This is a genomic window from Flavobacterium sp. Sd200 (assembly GCF_009826935.1).
Taxonomy (GTDB): Bacteria; Bacteroidota; Bacteroidia; order Flavobacteriales; family Flavobacteriaceae; genus Flavobacterium.
Genome location: NZ_WUMN01000003.1, coordinates 156,962 through 182,823 on the forward strand (window position 1 = coordinate 156,962; position 25,862 = coordinate 182,823).

The window sequence follows — 25,862 nt, forward strand, 5'->3', positions numbered from 1 at the left end:
AAGATTAAAGTACTGTAATAAACCGTTTTATTACTCCACAAAAAGTTTCTTAACGGTTGTAATACCGTTGCTTCCTGTTATTTCTACAAAATAAGTTCCTGATGCAAATCCGGTAGTGTTTATTGTCAGCACACCTGTGGTAGTATTTTTAAGTGTGTAGATTGTTTTGCCTGTAAGGTCGGATATTTTTACCGTTGCAATAGCATTATTGCCCTGCGGCAGAATATTTACATTGCTTTTAGCCGGGTTAGGGTAGAGGCTGAAACCTGTAACTGCAAATGGTTTATTGCCTGCCACATTATCCACAAATTCAGATTCAAAAGTATTGGTAACAATAGCAGGGTTAAAGTCAAAGTAAATTTCTGCGGTGTTAGGAATAATATCGCCCGCCTCATAACCCGGGAGTGGTTTAACCCTAAAATAAACATAGCCATGGCTGGCAGGTTCATTGTCCTGCTCTGCCGGAAGCAATATCTGGCTAAAATTCCAGGTTAGCTGATTGTTGTTGCGGTCTAAAATAAAATCGTGGCTGGAGTGCAGCATTTCAACGGTGCTGTAGTCAAAATCATTGCCTAACAGGTTTTCTATTCTTGCATTAATTGCCGGGGCCGTACCTGTATTTTGGAAACGGATGGTATAATAAAGATAATCGCTGTCATTAAAATCATTGATCATGATTTCCCTGCCTCTCGATTCGGTAATGTCATTAGGGTCATAAGAGCCTACAACTATCTCGGTAATTTCATAGGTGTTGTTTTCAGGAACACTGTCGTTCTCGACCGTTCCTGTTACAGTGTTTATAACTTCGTCACCAAGAGCAATATCAGGGATAACAGGAACCTGAATGTTTACAGTTATTATTCTTGTTTCAAAAGGAGCAAGATCTGCAAATGTATAACTAAAGCCTGAACCCGATATTAGTGCACCGCTTTCAGATACATAAGACACCTGGAAACCGGATTGATTTGTATAGTTAATGGTGCCAGTAGGTATATTTAATGTTCCTAAATTGGTGTAAGCAACATATATGGTATATTCAAATCCCGGAACAGGAGGAGTTCCGGGTATGATATTTACCCTGAGATCTGTAAAAGACTGTTCTATAGTTATAGGGAACTGAAAAGTTTCTACGCTTCCTGCGGGCTGTGGGTTAATGTCTTGATAGGTTGTGGCACTGCTGTAATATTCAGCATATTGTTGAGGTATTGCATAGCTCAGGTCGTAGCTGTTTGCAAGATTTTCGTCATAAATGGTATGTATTCCGCTTAAAGAAGTTACACTGTGCGGGTTGCCGCTGTTGTTAGTTTCATACACAAAATTACCGTATAAAAAATCTATTTCCCCTTCATCCTGAACGCCATTACTGTTACTATCTAAAAAAGCCTGCATTTTTAAGCCGGAACAGCTTAATGCACCCTGGCCGGCTGGGCTCATGTCTGTTATACGGATATATCCTGAAAGATTACTAAAGTTAGTAACCATTAGCAGATAATAACTTCCGGCAGTGGCATTGGGTATATTTACAGTTTCTGACCACATGGGAGAATAACTGCAATCTACAATCGCACCCGAATTCAAGTTTTGCGGCCCACAAATATTTGTTGTGCTGTCAAAAGGCCCCCAACATATAAAATCAACATCAATACTTCTGGTAGTACTAAAGTCAAGATCCATGTCCTGCTCTATTAAAAATTCAAGATTTCCTGACTGGCTTACCGGAAGATAAAACCAGGAAGGGTTTGGTGTAGTTACTAAACATCCAAAAGTAGGGTCTTGGGGGGTAGCTGCCGGAGGATTATTTATGGTATTCATAAATGGCGTGCCGATAGACCCACAAAGCGAGTAGGCATTTTCGCAACTGCTGGCTGTGTCTTGGGCATAGCAAAACTGCCCAAATAAAATCAGGATGAGTAATACTTTTTTCATAGCAAAATTGGTTTGTACGCTAATTTACAGATTTTTAAAATAATATTAACATGTGTTCTCCCAACCGCGGTTTTTTATTTATTTCTCAAAAAAAATCCCCGTTTGAATATTCAAACGGGGATTTAGATAAATTTTTTTAACAAAAACTATCCTTTAAGCCATGCTTCTCTTATTTTTGCTTTAGAGGTATCGGTAGCTTTCCAGCCTTCAAGTTCTTCGGTTGGCAGTTTTACTTTTCCTTTAAGCACCTGCTCTTTGCCGTCGCGCTTAATTTTCAGGCTAATGGCATCGCCGTCTTTCCAGCCCATACTTGCCGTAATAAGGTCATAAATATTTTCTACATTGTAGTTGGTGTCGTTTACAGCCAGTAAGATATCGCCTTTTTTCGCTCCAAGCGTTGCAAAGAACTGGTTAGGCTCAATATCCGGCCTTAAGAATATTTCTTTTTGCTGGTTTACTGTAATATATGGCTCCTGTTCACCTTTAATAAACGGATTTCCTGTTCTGCTTATGGTTGTTTTTGTAACACCCATTTTGGAAAAATAAGTTTCATAAGGTATAGGCGTTGTACCAGCCACATAGGTTTTAAGGAACTCGCCCACGGCAGGGTAGGTTATCGAAGTGATTTTATCGAACAGCTCGCTGTCGTTAAACGGTTTGTTGTTACCATATTCTTTGCTCAGGTCGCGCATAAGGCTAAGTATGCCGCGTTGCCCGTTGCTGCTTTCGCGAAGCTGTATGTCTAAGCACATGGCAATAAGTGCACCTTTTTGATATACGTTTACGTAGGCCGCTTTGTAAGGCTCCTGTAATACATTGCTGCTCATTTTTGTAAACGGCATAGTGTCGTCAAACCTTTTTGATGTAGCAATTTTCTCAGCCATACGCTTGTAAAAGGCATCTTCGTCTATAAGTCCCTGGTTAACCTGGAAAAGGTTGGCAAAATATTCGGTAACACCCTCATACATCCAAAGGTGCTCGCTCATTTTAGGGTCGTTAAAATCAAAGAACTGTATTTCTTTAGAGTGTACGCTAAGCGGTGTTACTATATGGAAGAATTCGTGCGATACCACATCTTTCAGCGACTCTGCAAGCTGGTCTAACGGCATTTGTTCCGGCATTACAACTGTTGTAGAGGTAGTGTGCTCTAATGCACCATAGCCCTGTGCGTCATCTTCTGCAGAGGTTGAAAGGTATATCTGTACCGCATATTTTTTGGTAGAGTTGATGGCACCCAGGAATTTTTTCTGTGCCCTCATCATCGTTTCCATATATGGGGTAAGGTCTTTAGCCGTTACTTTTCCTGTTGGCGAATAAACGCTGATAAGTATCTCCATGCCATCGGCAGTAAACGTAGTGTAGTCCGGTTTAGAATACATTATAGGGTGGTCTACAAGATCGGCATAGCGCGTAGCGGCAAATACATCAACATCTTCGGCAGGGTTCGTGTCTACCATAGATGTTGCGCCCCACAATGTTGATGGGTGCGTAATGGTAACTTCATACGGGATTTCTAACTGGCTTTTAAAGTAGCCCACAAAACCGTGTGTGTTAAGTACGAAGTTTGTACCTGCTAAAATATTTGTACCCGATGGCGAAAAGATAGGATCTTCTTTGCCCGCCTCATTATCATAACTGTCGTTAACAAGGTAGGTTATCTTAACCAGTTTTTTGGCATCGGCAATGGTCCATGAGTTTTCGTCGGCTTTAGTAACGGTTAGCTCTTTACCCTTTTTGTCGTAGGCTTTAAAACCTTCTACAAAGGTTCCGTAGTTGTCTACGCTGTATGTTCCCGGAACGGTTTTAGGAATGTAATATGTTGTAGTGGCTTCTTTAATGGGTTGCGGAAAAACCGTAACCATTACTTTATCATCCTTTACATCTTTAAGGTCTATAGATACCTTAACATCTTTGCTTTTTTGGGCATGGGCAAGTGTTCCCATAGTTAACGCCAAAGCCAGCGTACAGATTACTTTTTTCATAATTTATGTTTCTTGATTGCCTGTAAGTCGGCATGCTGATATATTTGTTACAGGCTAAAGGTAAAAAAATATCTGAATACTTGAGATATAGGCCACGAATTGCACGAATTTACATGGAATAGTATGATTTGACTTGCCTGATCATTGCTGTTTTCAATTCCTGACTTTCTAAGTGTTTAAAATTTCACGCAAAGGCGCGGAGGCGCAAAGTTGGGAAGTTGATAAATTACATGTTTAAGCGACGTAAGTCGCAAAGCTTTGCGACTTACGTCGCTTTGAAGAAATTCTGATTGGCAATACTGCGCCTTTGCGTGAAAAAATATCTGCATAATAAGTTACAAGACACGAATTGCACCAATTTACACAAATCTATTCGTGTAAATTGGTGCAATTCGTGTAAAAAATATCTGAACTTACCTAAATTTTCTCGGCGTAAAAGTAATGCCCGGGTTTATTTGCTGTAAATGTGCTATAAATCCCTTTTTATCTTTGGGCGATATTATCACACTGCTGCCATTGTCATAATACACCTGCAGCCTGTCTATAGATGTTGCAGGAGAGCTTATAGGGTTATACGTTTCCTTTATATTGGTAATGGTTAAAATATCTACTTTTCTGTTGACTAAAAAACCGCTTTGTATCCTCAATACAGTATCGGCTACAGTATATTTTGTAGTGGCAAACAAATAGATCACAAAGGTTAGTATAAGGCAATGCAGCGCAAGCCCGTCATACTGCTTTTCTTTTACCATAACAATTAAAGGCGGAATCAGCGCCGCTCCAATCAGCACTACGAGCTCTATACCTATTTTAGACCTGTACACTTTTTTCATAACACATTAAATGTTTGTATAGATAATATCAGGATTAATACTTTTTAAATGAGCTATAAAGGCTTCCTTTTCTTTTGGCGAGATTACCACACTGTCATATCCGTTAAAAAAGATCTCAATACGGTTGTTAGATGCGGCAGGTGCTGTAATAAGGCTGTTGGTTTTGATAATTTTTCTGAACGATTTTATATCGAAGCTTTTGTTGTAAAAAAAACCGGATCTTACCTTTAAGGTTTCATCTTTTATAGTGTAATAAGTGGTTGCCAGTGTGTAGCCTATTAATGCAAATACAGGAGTTATAAAAAATATTCCGGGCCAGGCTCCATCCAAGAGCATCAGGACCGAGCATCCAATGTAAACCAATAGCAGTACGCTTACCATTCCTTTGCCTATTTTAGACCTGTACACCTTCATGCGCTGTTATTTGGTTTGTTTAATTATCCAGTCTGCAATTTCTTTTAAAGCTGTTGGCGAAAAAGTTTCTTCTATTTCAGAATATTCCGACGGAGCTCCTTTGGCACTTGTTTGAAACAGGTGGTTAAGCCCCGGTAGTTCTTTAATGGTAACTTTTTTGTTGCCGCCTTTATCGGTAGCGCGTTTAATGGCATCGAGGTTAGCGCGTGCAGGAACCTGCAGGTCGTTGCTGCCGTTAATGGCCAGTATTGGGCACTTTACTTTTTCTAATGCCGTGGCAGGGTTGTAGCGGATAAAGTTCCAATACCACGCCGATGTAAGATCTGCCGATTGTGCTTCTATTAGCTGGTTTACCTGATCTACAGGTATGCCTTTAGATAAGAACAATGGCCTTAGCTGCTCATTAAATACCGCCTTTACTTTTATATGGGCGGCAGTGGCATTGTTTTCCTGTTTTATAATATCATAAGCATTTTTAAGTATAGCTCCCATTTTGTTTAGTTCTTCTTCGGGCATGCCTTCGGCTTTATTGATCAAAAAGTTTTGCAGCAGTAAAAGCTCATCTCCCGGAATTCCGGTGCCTGCCATAAGCACAATAAAGGCTACTTTAGGGTTCGATGCAGCAACCATTGGAGCTACAACACCGCCCTCGCTGTGGCCTGCAATACCAATTTTATTTTTGTTTATTTCTTTGCGGCTAAGCAGGTAGTTAAAAGCCGCATTGGCATCGGTGGCAAAATCTTGGGTGGTAGCGTTTTGATATTCTCCTGTCGAAGCAGCCGTTCCTCTGTCGTCATAACGCAAAACAGCAATGCCGTGTCTGGTCAGGTAGTCGGCTAAAACTAAAAACGGTTTGTGTCCCAGCAGCTCCTCATCGCGGTTTTGTGCACCGCTGCCGCTTACTAATATTACTGCCGGATAGCTGCCTTCTTTTTTAGGCAGGCTAAGCGTTCCGGCAAGGGTAATGCCCGCTTTTTCGTTTTTAAAAGTAACCTCTTCTTCATAATAAGGGTAAGGTTTTGCAGGTTCCTGTGGGCGTTTGGGTTTAGTAATGGTTACTTCGTTACGGCTAAGTGTAAGCGGAATATCCATGCCGTTTTGCGTAAAAGTGCCTTTAAAAGCATTGTCTAAAAGCTGGCCTTTATATGACAAATTCCCTTTAGGGATGGCAAAGTTTAGGGTGTTGCTCTCAAAAGTTATGGTAGTAACGGGTATGCCCATAGCCTTTTGGTCAGGGCTGTCCATAGTGGCAGTGTAGCCACTTTCGGTTTTAGTAATGTTGAGGTCTAAGCGTAGTTGGCCTCCCGTAAAGGCAAGTTGCCCGTGCCATGCACCGATAATGTCCTGAGCATTTGTAATGGTGCAGAAGAGGAGTAGTGCTAAAGCGAATATTTTTTTCATGGTTTGAAACGTTATATAAAGTACATGATTGTTTTAGAAATGATCTCGGCTACAATAACAGCAAAGGCAAAGGCTACTTTGTGCCCTGTAGATTTTAGGTTGGTTGCGGTTTTAAAGCCGTTATAAAGCAATATTACAAACCACACTAAGAATGCTATGGTGAAAATGCTGAACACTCCCATTAAGGCAAGCTCCCACCCACTAAAACGTATTGCCAGCATATTGCCTGATTTAGCCTGTGCGTCGAGACGTGTAAAAAAATCGTTGGCATTGCCCAACGCCAGTAAATAAAATGGGCTGCGCGATATGAGAGCGGTGTTTAAAACGTCTATAAAGCGGGTTTTTTTATTAATGTATCGGCCTAAAGCAAAAAGCGCAAGGCACAGTGCAAAGGTGTTTACTGTATTATTTATAAACGGTCTTGCGATCTCAATATTAGCATGAGGGTGCGCGTCCAGGACACCATCAAACTGCATATTAAAAAAATAGCCCAGCAAGCTGCCAAATACTGTAAATACAAGTCCGGCTGTGAGGAGTTGGTTTTCTGAAAATTTCTCGAACGGATTAAAGATAGTTTTACTCATTGTTGCAGGTTTTATTCTTGTGGTATAATGGTTTTAAGTTTAGCTATAAGGTCGTCCAGGCGATTGCGCACGGTGGGGTAGCTAATGCCCAGTTGCGATGCCATTTCTTTAAGGCTGCCACTGGTTAAAAAAAACTGGAGTATAAATTCCTGCTCTTCCTGGGGCAGGCGAACCAATGCAGGCAGGGAGAACACCCCCGAAACCTGTGTGCTGCACGACGGGCATGTTAGCTGGGTTACATTAAGCCCGCTATTGCAGCTGGGGCAAGTAACCGGAAGTTTATATTGTTGCATACAACTTTAATTTTTGCATTACAAATGTAAATAAAATTAAAGTATTATTTAATAAAGTTAAATATAATTTTACTTATATGAAACCTAAAAAATTTAGTGTAACGATATTATAACTTATAAAAAGAATATTATAAATGATTAGAAAAAAACCTAATGATCATATCATATACAAATTTCACAAAACCTATCTGCACCAAAAAAGAATTCCCACCTATTATACCTAATAATTTCTTCTTTTTTACAGGTTTAAGTTCCGATTCAAAATCGGTATATGTCATACCAATAGCTCTTAAGTAACTTCCCGCATGACTCCTTTTATCTGCTAACATCGCTAAAATAACATGCTCAGGCTTAATTACTTTTTCATAAAAAATCAGGGAATAATATCCTGACATTATTAATGATCTTTCAAGCTCTACAGTTACGTATAATTTATCTGGGACCGTTTCTAATTTTTCTTTTTGAAGTTCCTGCTTTAAATGTTCAAAATTTAATTGCTTATCAAGAAAAATAAAATGAGGTACATTTTTAAAATCCAAAACTGCCAATAAAAAATGATACGACGATATGAAATCTTCGCCTAAACCTATAGCAATCTCTCTGCTATGCTTTATTATTTCCTGCACGTCTTTGTTTAACAACATATTAAACAGGTGATTGAGTGTAAAATGTATTAATGCTAAAGCATTTAGTAAACCTGAATGATTAGGGAAAAGTAGTTAATAAATTTTATTAAACAACAAAACTGCCTCAGTTTTGAGACGGCTTCTTTCTTGAAAAAATAATTGTGGCCTATTGTTGGTAAAAAAAAATTGTTTTCAGGATCCCATGATAACCTGTAGCATCATAACTGTTATTATGGCTAGGGCAATTATTTGTATGATCACTATTATTTTGTTCTTTTCTTTCTGCGATTTCCTGGCATGTTTTACTATGCTGAAGAAATTTTGACCAAATCGTTTATGGTTTTTCATATTAACCTTTATTTTTTGTAGTAATTATTTAGGTGCGGTTTTAAATTTCGTAGAGAATTTGCTGTGCTTCGCGAAAAAGGAAGTTTTACTAATTATTAATATGTTTTAGCTTAAATATTTTGTCACGCCAAGGCGCAAAGACGCAAAGTTGGGGAGCTGATAGAGTGCATGTTTAAGCGACTGTAAGTCGCAAAGCTTTGCGACTTACAGTCGCTAGGAGTGCTTTAAAGTTTTTTAACTTTGCGTCTTTGCGCCTTGGCGTGAAAATAAGTATGATAGCAAGAAATAATTATATGTATTCTCAAAATTAAATTTAAATAGGTTCTTAGTTAGGTAGTAGTCTCACTATTCCAAAAAATACAGTAATGCACATACTTATAAATCCTGCAACGGCTGCAATGGCAACCAATATATATTTTATTGCTTTTAAAGCCTTCACTGTTATAATATTTTAAGTTATCCTTTTTCTGCAGAAACTGCATTTGTATTCTGATAACAAACAAATAACATACCGCAAATGTTTATTGTTGTTAAATGTTAGATTATCAGTGTGATATGAGGTTGGAGCTTTTGATAAATGAGACAGTAGTTATCGAAATGATAGAGGAGTATAATCAAATCGATAGTGATTTTTACTGATGCTGATTTGTATAAATGCAAAAACCGCCTCAGTTTCCTGAAGCGGTTTTTTAATTGAGCCGATAGAGGGACTCGAACCCACGACCTGCTGATTACAAATCAGCTGCTCTAGCCAGCTGAGCTACACCGGCGTTCTCAATTCGGGTGCAAATATAAAAAGGTTTTTTAATATTCAAAACATAAATGCCATTTTAGGCAAAAATATTTTTTGAAGCGATAATTACTAAAAAAACAAAACCGCCTCAGTTTCCTGAAGCGGTTTATTTATTGAGCCGATAGAGGGACTCGAACCCACGACCTGCTGATTACAAATCAGCTGCTCTAGCCAGCTGAGCTACACCGGCGTTCTCAATAACAGTGCAAATATAATGTTGGTTTTTTAAATTTCCAAAACCATATTGGCACTTTTACTGATATTTTTTTGATTAAAGTGCTTTTAGCTTGTCAATAAGCTGGTTTGCAGACTCCTCAAGTTTTTTGTTGATTTGCTTAAAGTGTGTTTTTTTATTTTCAACTTCTTTAGCGTTCACTTCTTTCATAAGTGTGTCAAAAACTGCAATAGCCTCATCTATAAGAGCTTCAGCTTTATCTGAACCCTGTCCGCCTGCAGCAAGCTCTGTAATATAAACTGCCTCAATAATATCGCCTAATACGTAGTTGATGTCTTTTTTTAGGTTTCTAACACTCGCCATTTTTCTAATGATTTTAGTTTAAGCTGCAAAATTACAATTTATCTGCCACTAATTTGTTAAGAAATATATATTTCTAACAGGGTAGCTGTACCTGTTATGGTATAGTTTTTTAAAGCAGCAGGTAACAATACTGTATCTCCCTTTTTAAAGCTATAGTCGCTACCGTCAAAATTTACAGTGTAGTCGCCTTCAGTACAAATATAAACTGTAAAACTGTTGCCGTTTTTACTAACCTCTGCAGATCCCTTCAATGGTAAAAAGTTAGTGGTAAAATACGGGCAGTCTACCATGGTGTTGCTTGTGTTGGTTTCCTGGTTGTATGTTTTTTGAGTATCGGTAGGGTTGTAGTTCATAGCGTCCAGTGCTTCTTCCACATGTAGTTGGCGTGCATTGCCGTTGGCGTCTACCCTGTCCCAGTCATAAATACGATACGTAATGTCGCTTGTTTGCTGTATCTCAGCAATCACAATGCCTGCCCCAATGGCGTGTATAGTACCTGTTTCCAAAAAAAACACATCGCCCTTTTTGGTTTCTACCTGATTAAGGATATCTAACAGTTTTTTCTCTTCAAGTTTCTGTACATATTCCTCTGCACTCGATTTTTGTTTAAAGCCCACAATAATGCGCGATCCGGGGTCGGCCTGCATTACATACCACATTTCGGTTTTTCCAAAAGAGTTGTGGCGTTCTTTAGCCAGTGCATCGTTAGGGTGTACCTGTATAGAAAGGTCTTCGCGTGCATCAAGAAATTTAAACAATAGCGGAAACTGCTTTCCAAATTGCTCATAAACCTTTGTGCCCAGCACTTCGGCAGGATATTCTTCTAAAAGATATGTAAGGGGTTTTCCGGCATATTCGCCCTCTTTAACCACGCTAACATTGCCCTGTACAGCACTAAGCTCCCAGCTTTCGCCGGTTGTTGGGGTAGGTATTTTCTTTCCAAGATCGGTTTCAAGTTTAGTGCCTCCCCAAATCCTGTCCTGCAGTATGGGTTCAAATACCAGTGGGTACAATTGTATGCTCATAAATAAATGATTGGTTAAAGTCCTTTATAGGTTACAAAATTTCTTGGTGTTTCATATAGGGTTACCTCAAGTTCGTGCTCAGGGTTAATGCGTTTTTTTATCCTGTTCCATATTACCACCACTATATTCTCGGCAGTGGGGTTCAGGTTAGCAAATTCCGGCACGTCAAGGTTAAGGTTTTTATGGTCAAAAGGATTTTCTACTTCTTCGGTAATAATGTCCTTTAAAATTTTTATATCAATAACATAGCCGGTTTGCGGGTCTATTTCTCCGGTAACACCTACAATCAGTTCGTAGTTATGCCCATGAAAATTAGGGTTATTGCATTTACCAAAAACAGCGTTGTTTTGCTCCTCCGTCCAATCTTTGCGATGAAGGCGGTGGGCAGCATTAAAATGGGCACTCCTGTTTACGGTAACTTTCACTTTAGGTTTATGGTTTGTTGTTTGTTGTTGCTCAAAGCCTGCAAACTGTGACTGCGACTAAAAAACTAAATTGTATGTTCTTCTAAATAATGGTAAAACTCGTCGAATATTATCCTGAACCAAACGGTATATAGTTCAGGGTGTGCCTGCATGTCTGTTTTTACATCTTCAATAGCCATCCATTTCCAGCTTTCGGCCTCTTCAGGATTTATGTGCGGGGCTTCGTTGTAGTGGCCAATCATTACATGGTCGAGCTCATGCTCTGTAAGACCGTTGTCAAAAGGGGCCTTGTAAATAAACCAAAACAGCTCTTTAAGTGGGGTGGTAAAACCCATTTCTTCATGCAAACGACGGGTACCTGCCTGTAGGTTGGTTTCGCCCTCGCGCTGGTGGCTGCATGTAGTGTTGGTCCATAGTAGGGGCGAATGATATTTATCTGCCGCGCGCTGCTGGAGCATTATCTCATTTTTATCATTAAGCACAAACACCGAGAATGCACGGTGAAGCAATGCTTTTTCGTGGGCTTCCATTTTTGGCATCAGCCCTATAGGCTCATCACGCTCATTAACCAATATTACTTGTTCTTCTTCCATAATTGCAAATAGCTTTCAAAAATAAGAAAAACTTTGCGAAAAACAGGCTATTAACTTAATGTTAGCAATGGTTTAGATTAGTTTATGTCTACAGGTTTACTGCTGCCGTATTTAGAAAATATTTGCCATAAAAAAGCCGCAAAACATATACTATCCTGCGGCTTTTTTACGGTTTAAAATTTATTCTTAAAATAATATTTAGAGTCTAACTCATCGTCTTCCAGGCTGCTAAGCGGTTTAGGCTTTGGTTTTTTAGCGGCCGTTTTTTTCTTCCAAAGTTCAAAATTATCGGGTGATAACTTTTTCTTCATGATCTCTGTTACTTCCTTTTCAGATAGTCCATATTGTGATCGTATCTCGTCAAAAGGTTTTTTTTCTTCCTGGGCAAGCGTTACAATTTTGTCTAATGCTTCCTTATCAAGTTCGGCACGGCTACTCTTTTTCATCACATGAAAAAATTAAAATCAGGTAATTCAATTAAATGTTTAAGATTGTTTACCAATATTACTAAAAAAAACAATTAGATGTAACGGTTGGGTGTTTTTTTGTTGAATTAGTAAAAACAGTCGTTTGCCCGGCAGGCAAATTTAGCTTTCGGTTACAAAATCTTTAAAATAATTTAATTTAGGTCTCTTTTTTAAGAAAGAGTAGGGTAGGCAGATGTAATACTGTAAGGTAGCGGCTACAGATTTAGTTGTATAAATTTGAGTGGTGTTTATTACTGCACGTCAAACAAAAAAGAATAGATCTTAGAATACATTGCGTCGCTGTGCATACTGTGTCCCTGGCCTTTGGTGCGCAAAAATTGTGCATTTGGCCACGATTCGGCAATTTTTCTGCCCTCTTTAAATGGCACGGTAGTGTCATCTACGTCATGAACCACTAGTCCTTGTGCAGTAATTTTCGAAGCGAACAGCCCGCACGAAAATTCTTCGGTGTTTATGCCAAGCTCTTCAATAAAATGATTGTTTAGCAGTTGAGCCGATTTTTTGCTCAGGCTGAGTGTTTTTATGTAATTGCTCAGGATCATGGTAAAATCGCATGGGGCACCCATAACTACCATTTTTTGTATGCTGTTGCTATTGTAATGGCTTTGATAGTAAAGTATGGTGCTGCCGCCTAATGAGTGTCCCACCAAATATTGAGGCTGGTATTGCTGCACAATAATATCCATAAATTCGGCATAGCGTGGTATGGTAAATTCCGTACCTGACGACAGCCCATGTGCTGGTCCATCTATGGCAATAATAGTGCATCCTGCCTTTTTAAGATAGGTTATAAAAAGCTTCCAGCGGGCTGCATTGCTCTCCCAACCGTGTATTAGCAATACTTTACAGGCATTTCCTTTCCAAACATAGGTTTGAAAAAGCATGTCTTTGTAAGTAACCGTTTCGGTTTCTGCTTCCTGTAGCACCGATGGGAGGCTGTCTTTAAAAAGCCTGCCGCTTTGGGGTTCGCTAAAAAAACGGTAAGCCAGCTTTTGTGCCTTTTTTGGAGTAAGGCAGCTAAGCAGGTTTATATAAAAGCCAAGCAGCTTGGCAATAATGGTTTTAAAAAGTTTCTGCATGGCGAAAAGAAAAAAGCTTCGCGGTGTGCGAAGCTTTCAGTATTATATTTTAGCAAACAATTGCTCCATTTTTTCTTTTTCTTCTTCTGCAAGAAGGCTGTCTACCAGTATTCTGCCGCTGTGCTCGTCTGTAATGATCTTTTTACGAGAGGCAATTTCCATTTGCGTTTGTGGCGGAATGGTAAAGAATGAACCTGCCGATGCACCTCTTTCTATACTCACTACTGCAAGACCGTTCCTTACGCTGCCACGTATCCTTTTGTAGGCAGCAAGAAGCCTGTCTTCTATTTGCGATTCATATTCGGCTGATTTCTCACTTAAAAAAGCTTCCTCTTTTTGAGTTTCACCCATAATGGCATCAAGCTCAGATTTTTTGTGGTTAAGGTGACTGCTTTTTGCGTCAAGTTTTTCCTGAGATTGTGCAATAGAGTCTTTTTTAAACTCAATAGATGCCTTAAGCTCCTTAATGTGTTTTTCAGCAAGCTGTATCTCCAGTTCCTGGTATTCAACTTCTTTAGTTAAAGAGTTGAATTCCCTGTTGTTGCGCACATTTTTTTGCTGCTCAGTATATTTTTTTATGGCTGCTTTGTGGTCGTCTATAGCATTTTTCTTTTCTTTAATCTGCTCTTCTATAGACTCAAGGTCGGTTTTAAGTTTTTCAAGCCTTGTTGTTAAGCCTGCCACTTCATCTTCAAGGTCGTCTACTTCAAGAGGTAATTCGCCTCTTACATTCCTTATTTCATCAATTCTTGAATCAATTAACTGTAAATCATAAAGTGTTCTTAGCTTTTCTTCAACACTTAGTTCCTTGATGTTCGCCATATATGTGTGTACTTAACTGGATTTGTATTCTATTCCCAATAAAATGTTTGCAAAATTAATGATTTTTTTTCTAACATAAACAAGGATATAAAATTTTGTGTAAATTGCTTGTTTTGAGCCTGAAAAACTTACAGGTAGTTTACCGGGTTTGTATCAACTGCAGTTTCTAAGACCGCAATATCGGCAATATTGCTTCTTAAATAGTCTGCCATATATTTTGCAGTATAACGCTCGCTTTCAAAATGACCAATATCGGCAAGCAGCAGTTGCCCCTCGGCTTCATAAAACTGGTGGTATTTAAGGTCGGCGGTCAAAAAAGCATCTGCTCCGGCTGCAATGGCTGCCTTAATGGCAAAACTTCCAGATCCGCCCAAAACAGCTACTTTGCTAATTTTTTTGCCTGTAAATGCGCTGTGTCTAATGCCGTTAGCAACCATTTTTTCTTTTACAAAATGCAAAAACTCCTTTTCTTCCATGGGCTGGGCCAGGTCGCCTGTCATTCCCATACCAATATTTTGATGGCTGTTGCTCAGGCTGTACACCTCATAGGCAACTTCTTCATAAATATGGTTAGTAAACAAAGATTTTAGTATCCTGTTTTCAAGATGTTTTTCAAAGGTTACCTCTATTTTAATTTCCGGTGTTTCGGTAAATTCTCCGCGAACACCCACCTGCGGATTACTTTCGCTGTTGCCCTTGTAAGTGCCGGTTCCATGGCTGTTAAAACTGCAATTGTTGTAGTTGCCAATACTGCCTGCTCCGGCTGCAAAAAGTGCATTGCGCAGTTTTTCGTGATTTTCAGGAACGGTATAGGTAACCAGCTTTTTAATAAAACCTTCTTTTGGTAATAGTATTTTGGTGTTGCTAAGGCCAAGAGCATCGCAAAATATTTTGTTTACACCCTGCTTGTGGTTGTCTAATGCAGTGTGAACGGCATAGATGGCCACGTCGTTTTTAATGGCTTTAATAATGGCTCGCTCTACATAGTTTTTTCCTGTAATTTTTTTTAATCCGCTAAAAAGTATGGGGTGAAAGCACACCACAAGGTTGCATTGTTGCTGTATGGCTTCATTTATAACTGTCTCTAAAGCATCGTGGCATACCAGTACTCCGGTAACATTCGTTTCGGCATTTCCTGTAAGTAGGCCAACATTATCAAAATCTTCGGCATAGGCAATGGGTGCCATGGTTTCGAGAACAGAAATTATATCTTTTATCTTCATTTTTCGTATTGATAGAATGCTAAGGGGTAAAATAAAAAACTGCCCTTAAAGGGCAGTTTAAATATAGTATATTTTTTATAATTACTGGCAGGTTGTAAGTGTAAGCTGCGTGGCAATATAGGTGTCATAATTTGCGGCAAGTGTGTCTCCGGCAACAATAGCTCTTCCATCGGCAGCACGGCAAACTTCGCTTGCAGCTATGGTTTCACCGGCCGAGTTAACATAAGACTGGCATGTAACGCAGTTTACGTTGTTGCCCGGGTTTGTTGGCTCTGTAACTTCTCCATAGGCATTGTCACAAAAAAGAGAGAAGTAGCGTTCCGGTCTTATACCCGTGTAAGCACCGTTTACATATACAATAGTATCGGATGCTCCTACACAAACATCATAGTTTTCGTTAGGAAGGTTAGAAAGCGAATCTGCTGCAATCTCGCACGCTTGGCAGCCGCTGTAAGCAACTACAGGTATTACGTTATCTTCATCAGAACAGGCTATAAACGTTATTCCGGCCAGTAGGGCTACAGAAAGAATAAGCTTTTTCATAATAAGCAATTGTTATTTTTTGTGACACAGCAAAAAAATGAAAAACACACGTCAATTCCAAATCTTTCCGTTAAAAGTTTTGTTTTTTGTCAAAATCGTTTTATTGATACTTAATAATAGTGGCTATACGGGTTAGAGGTTGTTTAGCAGGTGCAAAGTTGTGTTATTGTGAAAAAATTATCATAAAGTCGCCATGGTTTATTGTCGTTATTTCAAGGTTATAAAATTTAATTTCAATGTTAAATTTATTTAATAATTGCAATTAAAAAAGTTAATTAAGTATAAATACTTAAACAAAAAATCTTAAAATTAATTTTTTTATTTACAATTTAATTATATGTTTGCGAAAATAACAATTAATAACTAACAAATGAAAAACGCAAAATTATTATTAGGTTTATTCGCGGCTGCAGCAATTTTTTCTTCATGTTCAGGAGACGACGATGCAGGCTCTTCAACAAGCGCACCTCTAGAGGGTAAGTGGTTCTATTCTAAATCTGGGATAGCTGCATCAGGACAGGAAGTGCTTTTGGATTATGATGAACATCAATCGGGTTGTAGTAAAGACTATGTAGAGTTTGTTGCGGGTGGAGTTTTTAATGATGTAGATTATTACACATCTGAATGTGCATTTACTAATGATGCCTCTACGTGGACAAGGTCGGGAAATACAATAACAATTGGTACAGGCGCAAATGCAGAAATAGCTACAATTGTGGTGTTGGATAATTCAACATTGAAAATTACTTCTACTGATGAAGAAATGCCAGGTGCTCAATTTGTTTCTGTTTATACGAGACAATAAGTGGTGATATTTTTTTTAAAATGCTCCGGTTTTTCCGGGGCATTTTTGTTTTATATGATGTTTTTTGCTCAGTGTAATAAGTGTGCGCAATAAACCCTTATTTTTGCAGCATGCGCTTCTTAAGAAAATTTCTTTTGCCTTTTTCGTTGCTCTACTGGCTTGTAATGCTGGTGCGAAACCTGTTGTACAATACTGGTGTCTTTAAATCCTATACATTTAAACTGCCTGTTATAGCTGTGGGCAACCTTAGTACAGGTGGTACGGGCAAAACCCCTCAAACCGAATATTTAATACGGCTGCTATCGGATAGATACAAAACGGCAACACTTAGCCGTGGTTACAAGCGCAAAAGCGAAGGTTTTGTTTTGGCAGAGGCCAATGTTACTGCTGATATTTTAGGAGATGAGCCCTATCAGTTTTATTCTAAATTCCCTCATATAACTGTAGCAGTAGATGCCAACCGTAAAAACGGTATAGAACAGTTGCAAAGGTTGGTGCCCGGGCTGCAGGTTGTTTTACTTGACGATGCCTATCAGCACCGCCGTGTTAAAGCCGGATTTTATATTTTGCTTACTCCTTATAATGATCTATATGCTAATGATTATGTGCTTCCGGCGGGAAACCTTCGCGAGGGTAGGAGTGGGGCTGCAAGGGCTGCGGTTATTGTGGTTACAAAGTGCCCCCCAAACTTATCAGAGACTCAACAGAAGGCCGTTGTAAATAAGCTAAAACCTAAAAAGGGGCAGAGTGTTTATTTTACTGCCATAGGCTATGATGATCATGTTTTTTCTGAAACGGGAAAAATATCAATGCAGCAGCTTAAAGATAAACCAAAAGTTGTAATTGCAGGCATTGCAAGGCCAAAACCTTTTTTTGATCATGTTGCTAATGCTACTGATGTTTGCAGGGCATACCCCGACCATCATGATTTTACGGATGCAGAGGTAGCCGAGCTGATAGCGCTTAGCAAAGACAAAATTATTGTTACCACCGAGAAAGATTATGTAAGGCTAAAAGGAAAATTGCCAACAGATAAATTGTTTTTCCTGTCCATTAAAACTGTTTTTTTAAATGATGGAGACGAGTTTGACCGTTCTGTACTTCATTATGTTGAAGCTAACATATTTGCATAAACCCTTTTTTTGCCCAAGCTGTACTGCATAAAAAAAGCCGGAAATTATATGCCGGCTTTTCTACGAAAGGAAAACTATCTATACACTGCACTATTACTATTTATTGGAAATAAGTAATTTAGGTTACAAACATACTATATCGTTTTCAATTAAAAAATACCTACTGTTAGGTATTTTTAAGGGAGGAAAGATTAACCCAAAATGAAGGTAAAAAACTACAGTTTTGCGTACCTTTGATGTAGTAGCTGCTCCTTTTTGCAGCTTATAAATGTTTAAAATTATGTGGGAAAAAGTAGAACAAACGGCCAATTATATATTTAGCATAACCAACTTTACGCCTCAGGATGGTATTATACTTGGCTCCGGCCTTGGTAATTTTGTAGATGATATTGCAATAGAGTTTTCAATTCCTTACACCGATCTTCCTAATTTCCCTGTAACAACCGTTGCCGGGCATGGTGGTAGGCTTATATTTGGCACTATTGGCTCTAAAAAAGTGGTAGCTATGCAGGGCAGGTTTCATTTTTATGAGGGCTACAGCATGCAGCAGGTAACATTTCCTGTTCGGGTAATGAAACAGCTTGGCGTGCAAAAGCTAATTGTAAGTAATGCATCGGGTGGGGTAAACCCCGGTTATAAGGTGGGCGATGTGGTTATTATTAACGACCACATAAACTTAATGCCTGAGCATCCGCTGCGCGGAGCTAACGACGAGCGTTTTGGGCCAAGGTTTGTAAATATGAGCGAGCCTTACAATCGTTCGCTTATACGCCTGGCTAAAGAAATAGCAATACGGGAACAGATAGAGGTTAAAGACGGTGTGTACCTCGGTTTACAGGGGCCTACCTTTGAGACCCTTGCTGAATACAGGATGGTGAAAATTTTGGGTGCCGATTGTGTGGGCATGAGTACCGTTCCTGAAGTTATTGTGGCACGCCACATGGATGTAGAATGTTTTGGGCTTTCGGTTATTACCGATATGGGTGATACACCCGATAACCTTGCGACGGTTAGCCATGAAGAAGTGCTCGAAGCTGCCCGTAGTGCCGAGCCTAAAGTGCGAAACCTTATAAAACAACTTATTATAGAGTCGTAAAGTCAAAAGTCATAAGGTCATAAAGTTTACAGATTTAAAATAAAAATGGATTTTGAGCCGACTCAAAATCCATTTTTATTTTAGAATTGAAAAAAGTTTAAATCAGTTCAATGTTATTTTTCATAAGACACTTCTATCCAATCTTCTCCGATAAAAACCAAAGCATCAAAAAGGTTTAATAAATCTCTTTCGCTTACATCTGTCTTCTTGGAATATATGTTATACAAATTAAAAATAGATGAATCATCATACCCTTTATTTCTAAATTCTGATAAAACACTCTTTGAGTCAAGAAAATGGTTTTTATGTATTGACGGTAAATAATATAAAATGTTATTATTGTTTTTTGATGCCGTTACTATTGTCTTTTCTTTTACATCTCGACTATACCTGTTAACTGAACCAAACGCAATATGATAGGAGGTATTTGGATTTAATTCTCTAAATTGATGTCCCATTGTTAATCCCTTCATGTATTCATAATTGCATTTTGACATATGGGCATTGGCAAGCCACACAATAAACTTTTTATCAGGGTTTTGTTTTACAATAAAATCAAGATTTTTAGCCATTTCTGTATCTCTTGTAGGATTTAGTCGTGGGACAGACTGACCTCTGTCTGTGTACTTTAGTTTAATATCCGCTTTGTAACTTTCTAATATACGTGTCCATTGTTTTTCAGTTTTAACTTTTTCGTTTTGTAGCAATGCTGTTATATAACTATTAAGAAAATCAATATCCGATTTTGACAATACTTTGCGGGCTTTTGAGGTGTTCAATAAAAATGTATTGGTAAGATTTAAAAACTTTTCGTCTACCTCTATATCATTTGTACTCAAAAATTCCTTAATCTTTTTTGGAAAAACGAAATGGGCATCCCCTCCCATTTGAATATCAAATCCCCAAATGGTAACATTATTATCTTTCAAAAAGGCCATCAATTCTTTACATTGTTCAGATTCTTTCCAAATGTTAGGCAGATTTCTTTTATTATGAATAAACAATAAGCTAATAAAATCCGCCTCAAACACAATATCTTTATAGCCGTATTCTGTTACCAGGTACTTTACAAACTCTGTTTTGGCAAGAAAATCCGAACCACTCGAATGTACTGATTCTCCGAGGAAAACGGTTTGTTTTCCTTCTATATTCTGGTCAATGATTTTCTTGACATCTTCCGTTAAAAAATTATGATCTAATGAATTTAGTTCATAAGTATTGTTCTCCATTTGAGAATAGAGCGTTTGATAAATAAAGAGTATAACCAGTAATAAAAATGATTTTTTCATTTTTTGTATCTTGAAAATAATGAAGTGGTTTAAACTTTTTCGCTTCAATCAAAAAAGTTTAAATCAGTTCATTATCAAATTATCAAATTGACTGATTATGCTCTTTGCCTTACAGCTTCATATAAAAATGCACCGCAGGCTACAGATACGTTTAGCGATCCAATAGTGCCAAACATTGGCAACTTGGCTTTTTCGTCTACAATTTTAAGTACGCTTGGGTTTATTCCGCGGTCTTCACTGCCCATAATAATGGCTACGGGTTCGTTTAGGTTTAGGTCATACAAAGAACTTTCAGTTTTTTCAGTTGCAGCAACCGTTTTTATACCCGATCCCTGAAGGTGGAAAATAGCATCTTTAATATGCTCTACTTTACAAATAGGTACATTGAACACTGCTCCGGCAGATGTTTTTACGGTATCGCCGTTTACCGGTGCCGATCCTTGTTTTTGTATAATAATGCCGCTAACTCCGGTGCATTCTGCCGTACGGATAATTGCACCAAAATTTCGCGCATCAGACAGTTGATCCAGTATAAGGAACAATGGTGTTTTCCCGCTTTCCAAAACCGTTTCTACCATTTCTTCTAAATTGTAAAAGCTAATAGGGGCAATACTGGCTACAGCACCCTGGTGGTTGTTGGGTGTAAGGCGGTTAAGTTTTTCTACGGGAACATAGCTAAAGTTAATGCTCTTTTGCTTCATTACCTTCATCAGGTCGCGCATCAGGTCGCCCTGGGCATCCTTTTGTATAAAAACCTTGTCTATTTCCTTGCCGGCCTGTATGGCTTCTATAATGGCGCGTATGCCAAATATCTGATGTTCTTTTTCCATGGCACAAAGGTATAAAAAAACCACCAGCGTTTTACTGGTGGTTTTATGGTGTGTTGTTGTGGATTTAGTTTATATCCCAAAAAATCTTTGTAGTAAGTTTGTCTCCGCCAATAGCTCCGGATGCAGATGTCCAGTTAGCGGTGTTTACCGTTTGCTCATCTATAGGGTAGGTAAACCTAACAGGTATCTGCCCTTCTGATGCCGGAACAGCATTTACAGCCGGGGTAAGCACCGGATAATCCAGCCTTCGCCACTCGTTCCAGGACTCAAAAGGCCTGTTGTAAAAGGCAATCCATGCCTGTGTGCCAATTTTTTCCTGCCATGTGCCGCTTGCTGTGGCATATGCTACCGCCGGGGTTGCCAAATAAGCATCTGCGCCGCTAACACCCCAAAAATCAAACGATGCCCTTATCGCGGCATTATAATAATCTTCCTCTGATCCGTTAACGCTATAGCCTCTGGCTGCAGCTTCTGCAAGATAAAAATTAACTTCTGCGGCCTCAAATAATATACCGGGAAAATTAGATTCGGTTAGCGTAGTGCCAACAGCCGAGAAGCTAAAATAATTGTTTCCGGCTCCATTAACACCGCCCAAATACTGCCCGTCAATGGATTCAAAGTAAACGGCTCTCCTTGGATCGCTCAATGTGTTCATAGTGTTTACTATGCTTTCAGAAACTACATAATCATTCCTGTTGCTGTTTACAATTTGAGCATAAATAGGGTTATAAAATGGCGCTGCACCGGGGTAGTTAAACACTGCGTTATCGGTGTTGGTTGTTATTACCCCGTCGGTCACTGCACTTTGTATGGCAGACCGTGCAAGGGTAGTGTTTACATCTGCAATGGCAATGCCCAGTTTTACTTTTAAGGAGTTGCCAAAAAGTTTCCACTTGGCAATATCGCCGCCATAAATAATATCGCCCGATGTAAATGTGCCTTCATTCTCGTCAAGATCATCTAATGCGGCATCCAGTCTTGTTATGAGCAGAGGGTAAATTTCGGCATCATCATCATAAACAGGCAATACATTATAAGGATCTAAAGATTCAGAATAAGGTGCATCTCCAAAAGTGTCTATAATTAACTGAAAGGTATAGACCTTTATGATCTCTATTATAGCTATTTCATTTTGCTTTGTTCCGGCATCTTTTTCGGCATCGTCCTGTATCAATAACCGGGCGCTTTCAAGGTTGCCCAAAACATCCCTGTATAGGTTGTCCCAAAGGTTGTCGGCAATGGTTCTCGAAATAATATTGTAGCGCGATTCGGCAGGATATTGCGTAGATGCCCAGTATTGTGTGTAAAACCTGAAAGGGTTAAGGTTTACTTCGGGTGTAACCGATTGGTCTGTGAGTTCGCGCTGCGCGTTGGCAAACAGAGTTTCGGCAGGCACTACATAAGGTTTATCTTTATCATCGTTAAAAGAACTGTCGTCGCTCGTGCAGGAAGCCATTACCAACAGTAGTACTGATGCTGTATATATTATCTTTTTCATTAGAAGCTTACTTTTAAATTAAACGAGTATGTTTTGATCGACGGCATTACACCCGACTGGAATCCCTGGATGTTGCCGGATGAAGCACCTGCCTCGGGGTCTGCATAGGGCAGGTTTTTATGGATAATCCATAAATTGTTCCCTAAAAAGCTTAAAGACATATTTTTAATAAATGTTCTTTCAAGCATTTTAGAAGGGAAACTGTAGGTTAAGGCTACCTCTCTCAGTTTTACATAAGAAGCATCATAAACAAAAGCCTGAGACGGGTTGGCATCTGTACCAAATGCTCCTCCTACATAGTTGGCTTCTACCCTTGTTGTGTTTGGTGTTCCGTCTTCATGAACGCCCTGGTTTAAAACCCCGCCGCCATCTGCAACGGCATTTCTAACCGGGTTGCCAAGCTCGTTATTTCCTGCAGTGTTGGGATATAGTCCTGTATATTGCCCGTAAGACTGGTCTAAAGAAAATACATCTCCACCGTGTTTTATATCTATCAACGCGCTTAACGACACGTCTTTATAGGTAAACTTGTTGTAAACCCCACCAAACCAATCTGCCTGAATGTTACCGATGATCTGGTTGGAAGACGGAATGTAGTATCCGTTCTCATCTACAAGTTTGTTGCCGTTCTCGTCATAAGTATATCCGGTTCCCCTCAATGCGCCGTATGAATCGCCAACAGCGGCATTAAGCGTTATACCATCCTGAAAAGAAGCAAGTACAAGGTTGTCGCGCCCCTGATTTAAAGAAAGTACTTTGTTTTTGTTCTTAGACCAGTTTAGGCGCACGTCCCAGGAAAAATCATTGCTTTTAATGGGTGTGCCGCTTAAGGCTACTTCTATACCTTTATTTTGTATTTCCCCGGCATTGATGTAGGAAAAACTATATCCTGTAGATGCCGATTGCGGCACACTGAATATTTGATTCTCTGTATTATTCTTGTAAACAGATACATCAAAAGCTAACCTGCTCTCAAAAAGGCTTGCCTCAATACCAAGTTCTGTAGATTTTTGTTTTTCGGGTTTAAGGGCTTCAAAATCAACAAAAGTTGTGCTATTGCCCATTAACAGGTTTCCGTTTAAAAGCCCTTTGTTATCTTTTGCTCCCAAGGTTCCATAAGCGGGGTCATTACCCACCACTGCATAACTGGCCCTTAGTTTTAGCATAGACAGCCAGTCGGCTTTTATCAGTTCAGATGCTATAAAACTACCGCCTATAGAATAGTAATCATAAGAATTGTTGCTAAGGGGGAGTGCTGTAGAAACATCATATCGGTAAGATCCTTCTACATACAGCGTTTTTTTATAGTCTACAGACAGTTGGCCGTAAAGTCCTTGTTTTTCGTAATTAAGTTCGCTTTCTATTGGCGCAACAAAGGTGTTGGAGTTTGAAAGCGAGAACAATCCCGGTGCGGCAAGGCCACCGGTGGTAGAACCGTCATAGGCATCTACTTTTGTTTTAATAAAGGTTGTGCCTAAGAGTGCCTTACCTCCAAAACTACCCAACTGGAAGTCGTATGTTGTAATCAGGTCGTAAGTGGTTTGTAAAAAAGTACGTGTATAGAGCCTGTAGCCCGATGTTTCGTCCAGGGCCTGTATGCCAAACTCTTCTGCGTGGCTGCCTATCTCTTTTCTCCACTCCAGCCTGTCGTTAGAGTAATCGGCTGTTACACGCCCTAAAATGTTCCAGTTATCGGTCACGTCATAGCTAATATTACCACCTGTAAGTATGCGCGTGTGGTCATCGCTTTGATAGTTTTTATAACGGTCCCAGTAAGGGTTGTTCCAGTAAGCGGGGCTAAAGTCGCCATCAAGCGGGCTAACCATGTTCCAGGTAACATTTTGGTTGTTTCTAAAGTATTCCTGCCTCAGTTCTTTAATGTCAACATTGGTTTGCCACCATTGCCTGAAACCACCTAAAATATTGTCGCCATAGCCCACGCTGTTCCTGCCCTGGGTGGTTTGGTCTGTAAAATTAGTAAATGCCGTAACTTTTACTTTGCTGGAAAGGCTGCGGCTAAAATTACCGTTTACACTGTTTTTATTCAGGCGGCTGTTGGGCATTATACCGGTTTCATAATTGTTTGTAAAGCCAAAATTATAGGTCGATTTGTCGTCGCCACCGTTTACATTAACGCTGTTTTGCAACCCGAATGAATCCTGAAAAAAACTTCCCGGGTCGTTTTTTGCTGCAGCCCAGGGTGTGGCCTGTCCATAATTAGGGTTTCCGGGTGCAAATGCATTCCATTGATAAACCATCAGGCTTTGGTCAAACGCATTACCAAAAGATGAGTCGGCAGTAGTGTCTACAATAAGGTCGTCTATTCCGTCTCCGTTAGCATCGCCGGAATAAAAACTGTCGTTAGCGCCGCTGTAGCCGTTTGCCCCATATTTTTTCTGATACTTTACAAAAGTGTCTTTGTTGTAACGGCCTACAGATGTAGTGGTGCTGAAACTTACGCCTAATCCGCTGTTGGTTTTGCCCTTTTTGGTAGTTATCATAATCGCACCGTTAGAAGCCTGGCTGCCGTAAAGGGCTGTTGCGGCGGCGCCTTTCAGTACCGTTATAGACTCAATGTTGTTTGGGTCTATGTCTGATGTAGAGTTACCAAAGTCAAAACCTACCCTTGAGTTCATTGCCGATGTGGTGTTGAGGTTGGTGTTAGCAATAGCTACCCCGTCGAGTACTATAAGTGCCTGGTTGTTGCCCGAGATACTCTTTGTTCCGCGCAGCACAATGTTGCTCGACCCACCAAAATTGGAGTTGTTTCTAACCTCAAGACCTGCTACCTTTCCGGAGAGGCTGTTTACAAAGTTGTTTGTGGGTGTTACGTTTACCGAGTTACCGTCTAATTTTTGCGATGAATACCCAAGGGATTTCTTGTCTCTCGAAATGCCCAGTGCGGTTACCACAACGCCTTCCAGTTCTGTTGCCTGGTCCTTAAGTATAATGGCTACAGAAGCATTCCCTGCCGATACCTGTTGGGTTTGCATGCCTACAAAAGTAAAAACCAGTACCTGTGTTGAAGCGGCCTGGATGGTAAACTTACCGTCAATGTCGGTTTGGGTGCTGTTGGTTGTTCCTTTTACTACCACGTTTACACCCGGTATAGGAAAACCACTCTCGTCAGTAACTGTCCCTGTTACTGCTCTTTCCTGTGCAAACGAGATTTGCACTATTAACGCAAAAAACAGCGTTAATACAACGTTTAGTCTTGTTTTCATTTAGTATTAATTGAGTTAGTCGAAACCAAATCTCTAACAATAACTTAACGA

The 25,862-nt window shown here is 39.5% G+C and carries 24 protein-coding genes and 2 tRNA genes; 3 read left to right on the plus strand and 23 right to left on the minus strand.

What is annotated here, in order from left to right:
- Positions 1 to 30 precede the first annotated feature (30 nt).
- The 19 genes from GR160_RS09925 to GR160_RS10015 all read right to left on the minus strand — a co-directional run bounded on the left by GR160_RS09925 (position 31) and on the right by GR160_RS10015 (position 15,936).
- Complete coding sequence (locus tag GR160_RS09925) at positions 31 to 1,926, minus strand: T9SS type A sorting domain-containing protein (protein WP_160749725.1); 1,896 nt, start codon at positions 1,924 to 1,926, stop codon at positions 31 to 33.
- A 146-nt stretch (positions 1,927 to 2,072) separates the two neighbouring features.
- The gene (locus GR160_RS09930; protein WP_160749726.1) at positions 2,073 to 3,908 is read right to left on the minus strand and encodes a peptidase M61; all 1,836 of its coding nucleotides are present in this window, start codon (positions 3,906 to 3,908) and stop codon (positions 2,073 to 2,075) included.
- Between the two features lie 413 nt (positions 3,909 to 4,321).
- The gene (locus GR160_RS09935; protein ID WP_160749727.1) at positions 4,322 to 4,741 is read right to left on the minus strand and encodes a PH domain-containing protein; all 420 of its coding nucleotides are present in this window, start codon (positions 4,739 to 4,741) and stop codon (positions 4,322 to 4,324) included.
- Between the two features lie 6 nt (positions 4,742 to 4,747).
- The gene (locus GR160_RS09940) at positions 4,748 to 5,155 is read right to left on the minus strand and encodes a PH domain-containing protein (RefSeq protein WP_160749728.1); all 408 of its coding nucleotides are present in this window, start codon (positions 5,153 to 5,155) and stop codon (positions 4,748 to 4,750) included.
- Between the two features lie 6 nt (positions 5,156 to 5,161).
- Positions 5,162 to 6,556, minus strand: coding sequence for a S9 family peptidase (locus GR160_RS09945; RefSeq protein WP_160749729.1), 1,395 nt, complete (start codon positions 6,554 to 6,556; stop codon positions 5,162 to 5,164).
- 11 nt (positions 6,557 to 6,567) lie between these two features.
- On the minus strand, positions 6,568 to 7,140 hold the full coding sequence (locus tag GR160_RS09950) for a YIP1 family protein (protein ID WP_160749730.1): 573 nt from the start codon (positions 7,138 to 7,140) through the stop codon (positions 6,568 to 6,570).
- Between the two features lie 11 nt (positions 7,141 to 7,151).
- Complete coding sequence (locus GR160_RS09955; RefSeq protein WP_160749731.1) at positions 7,152 to 7,433, minus strand: DUF2089 domain-containing protein; 282 nt, start codon at positions 7,431 to 7,433, stop codon at positions 7,152 to 7,154.
- A 128-nt stretch (positions 7,434 to 7,561) separates the two neighbouring features.
- Positions 7,562 to 8,059, minus strand: a complete 498-nt coding sequence (locus GR160_RS19565; protein WP_160749732.1) for a Clp protease N-terminal domain-containing protein — start codon at positions 8,057 to 8,059, stop codon at positions 7,562 to 7,564.
- A gap of 1,044 nt (positions 8,060 to 9,103) precedes the next feature.
- A tRNA-Thr gene (locus tag GR160_RS09965) sits at positions 9,104 to 9,177 on the minus strand.
- Positions 9,178 to 9,316: 139 nt separating this feature from the next.
- A tRNA-Thr gene (locus tag GR160_RS09970) sits at positions 9,317 to 9,390 on the minus strand.
- Between the two features lie 81 nt (positions 9,391 to 9,471).
- The gene (locus GR160_RS09975; protein WP_160749733.1) at positions 9,472 to 9,738 is read right to left on the minus strand and encodes a hypothetical protein; all 267 of its coding nucleotides are present in this window, start codon (positions 9,736 to 9,738) and stop codon (positions 9,472 to 9,474) included.
- A 56-nt stretch (positions 9,739 to 9,794) separates the two neighbouring features.
- Positions 9,795 to 10,763, minus strand: a complete 969-nt coding sequence (locus GR160_RS09980; protein WP_160749734.1) for a type I phosphomannose isomerase catalytic subunit — start codon at positions 10,761 to 10,763, stop codon at positions 9,795 to 9,797.
- Positions 10,764 to 10,777: 14 nt separating this feature from the next.
- A complete protein-coding gene (locus GR160_RS09985; protein WP_160749735.1) occupies positions 10,778 to 11,188 on the minus strand; it encodes a 6-carboxytetrahydropterin synthase in 411 nt (136 codons plus the stop codon).
- A gap of 65 nt (positions 11,189 to 11,253) precedes the next feature.
- A complete protein-coding gene (idi, locus tag GR160_RS09990; protein WP_160749736.1) occupies positions 11,254 to 11,781 on the minus strand; it encodes an isopentenyl-diphosphate Delta-isomerase in 528 nt (175 codons plus the stop codon).
- 173 nt (positions 11,782 to 11,954) lie between these two features.
- Entirely contained in the window at positions 11,955 to 12,227 is a 273-nt protein-coding gene (locus GR160_RS09995; RefSeq protein ID WP_160749737.1) for a DUF2805 domain-containing protein, read from the minus strand.
- 272 nt (positions 12,228 to 12,499) lie between these two features.
- Positions 12,500 to 13,348 carry an alpha/beta hydrolase gene (locus GR160_RS10000; protein WP_160749738.1) on the minus strand — a complete coding sequence of 283 codons (849 nt, stop codon included), beginning with the start codon at positions 13,346 to 13,348 and terminating at the stop codon, positions 12,500 to 12,502.
- A gap of 42 nt (positions 13,349 to 13,390) precedes the next feature.
- Positions 13,391 to 14,170: a zinc ribbon domain-containing protein gene (locus tag GR160_RS10005; protein WP_160749739.1), complete on the minus strand. Its 780-nt coding sequence runs from the start codon at positions 14,168 to 14,170 to the stop codon at positions 13,391 to 13,393.
- Positions 14,171 to 14,298: 128 nt separating this feature from the next.
- Entirely contained in the window at positions 14,299 to 15,393 is a 1,095-nt protein-coding gene (locus GR160_RS10010; RefSeq protein ID WP_160749740.1) for a Nif3-like dinuclear metal center hexameric protein, read from the minus strand.
- A gap of 81 nt (positions 15,394 to 15,474) precedes the next feature.
- Positions 15,475 to 15,936, minus strand: a complete 462-nt coding sequence (locus GR160_RS10015; protein WP_160749741.1) for a hypothetical protein — start codon at positions 15,934 to 15,936, stop codon at positions 15,475 to 15,477.
- Between the two features lie 370 nt (positions 15,937 to 16,306).
- Between GR160_RS10015 and GR160_RS10020 the strand changes: the two genes are divergently transcribed.
- The 3 genes from GR160_RS10020 (at position 16,307) to GR160_RS10030 (ending at position 18,970) form a co-directional block, all read left to right on the plus strand.
- Positions 16,307 to 16,741, plus strand: a complete 435-nt coding sequence (locus tag GR160_RS10020; protein WP_160749742.1) for a lipocalin family protein — start codon at positions 16,307 to 16,309, stop codon at positions 16,739 to 16,741.
- A 110-nt stretch (positions 16,742 to 16,851) separates the two neighbouring features.
- Positions 16,852 to 17,874, plus strand: coding sequence for a tetraacyldisaccharide 4'-kinase (gene lpxK, locus GR160_RS10025; RefSeq protein WP_160749743.1), 1,023 nt, complete (start codon positions 16,852 to 16,854; stop codon positions 17,872 to 17,874).
- Positions 17,875 to 18,154: 280 nt separating this feature from the next.
- Entirely contained in the window at positions 18,155 to 18,970 is an 816-nt protein-coding gene (locus GR160_RS10030) for a purine-nucleoside phosphorylase (RefSeq protein WP_160749744.1), read from the plus strand.
- Between the two features lie 113 nt (positions 18,971 to 19,083).
- Here GR160_RS10030 and GR160_RS10035 read toward each other — a convergent pair whose 3' ends face one another.
- The 4 genes from GR160_RS10035 to GR160_RS10050 form a co-directional block, all read right to left on the minus strand.
- Complete coding sequence (locus GR160_RS10035; RefSeq protein WP_160749745.1) at positions 19,084 to 20,259, minus strand: erythromycin esterase family protein; 1,176 nt, start codon at positions 20,257 to 20,259, stop codon at positions 19,084 to 19,086.
- A 95-nt stretch (positions 20,260 to 20,354) separates the two neighbouring features.
- Positions 20,355 to 21,089 carry a 23S rRNA (guanosine(2251)-2'-O)-methyltransferase RlmB gene (rlmB, locus tag GR160_RS10040; RefSeq protein WP_160749746.1) on the minus strand — a complete coding sequence of 245 codons (735 nt, stop codon included), beginning with the start codon at positions 21,087 to 21,089 and terminating at the stop codon, positions 20,355 to 20,357.
- A gap of 64 nt (positions 21,090 to 21,153) precedes the next feature.
- Positions 21,154 to 22,587: a SusD/RagB family nutrient-binding outer membrane lipoprotein gene (locus GR160_RS10045; protein WP_160749747.1), complete on the minus strand. Its 1,434-nt coding sequence runs from the start codon at positions 22,585 to 22,587 to the stop codon at positions 21,154 to 21,156.
- Entirely contained in the window at positions 22,587 to 25,811 is a 3,225-nt protein-coding gene (locus GR160_RS10050; RefSeq protein ID WP_160749748.1) for a SusC/RagA family TonB-linked outer membrane protein, read from the minus strand. The genes GR160_RS10045 and GR160_RS10050 overlap by 1 nt, the downstream gene beginning before the upstream one ends.
- Positions 25,812 to 25,862: the final 51 nt, after the last annotated feature.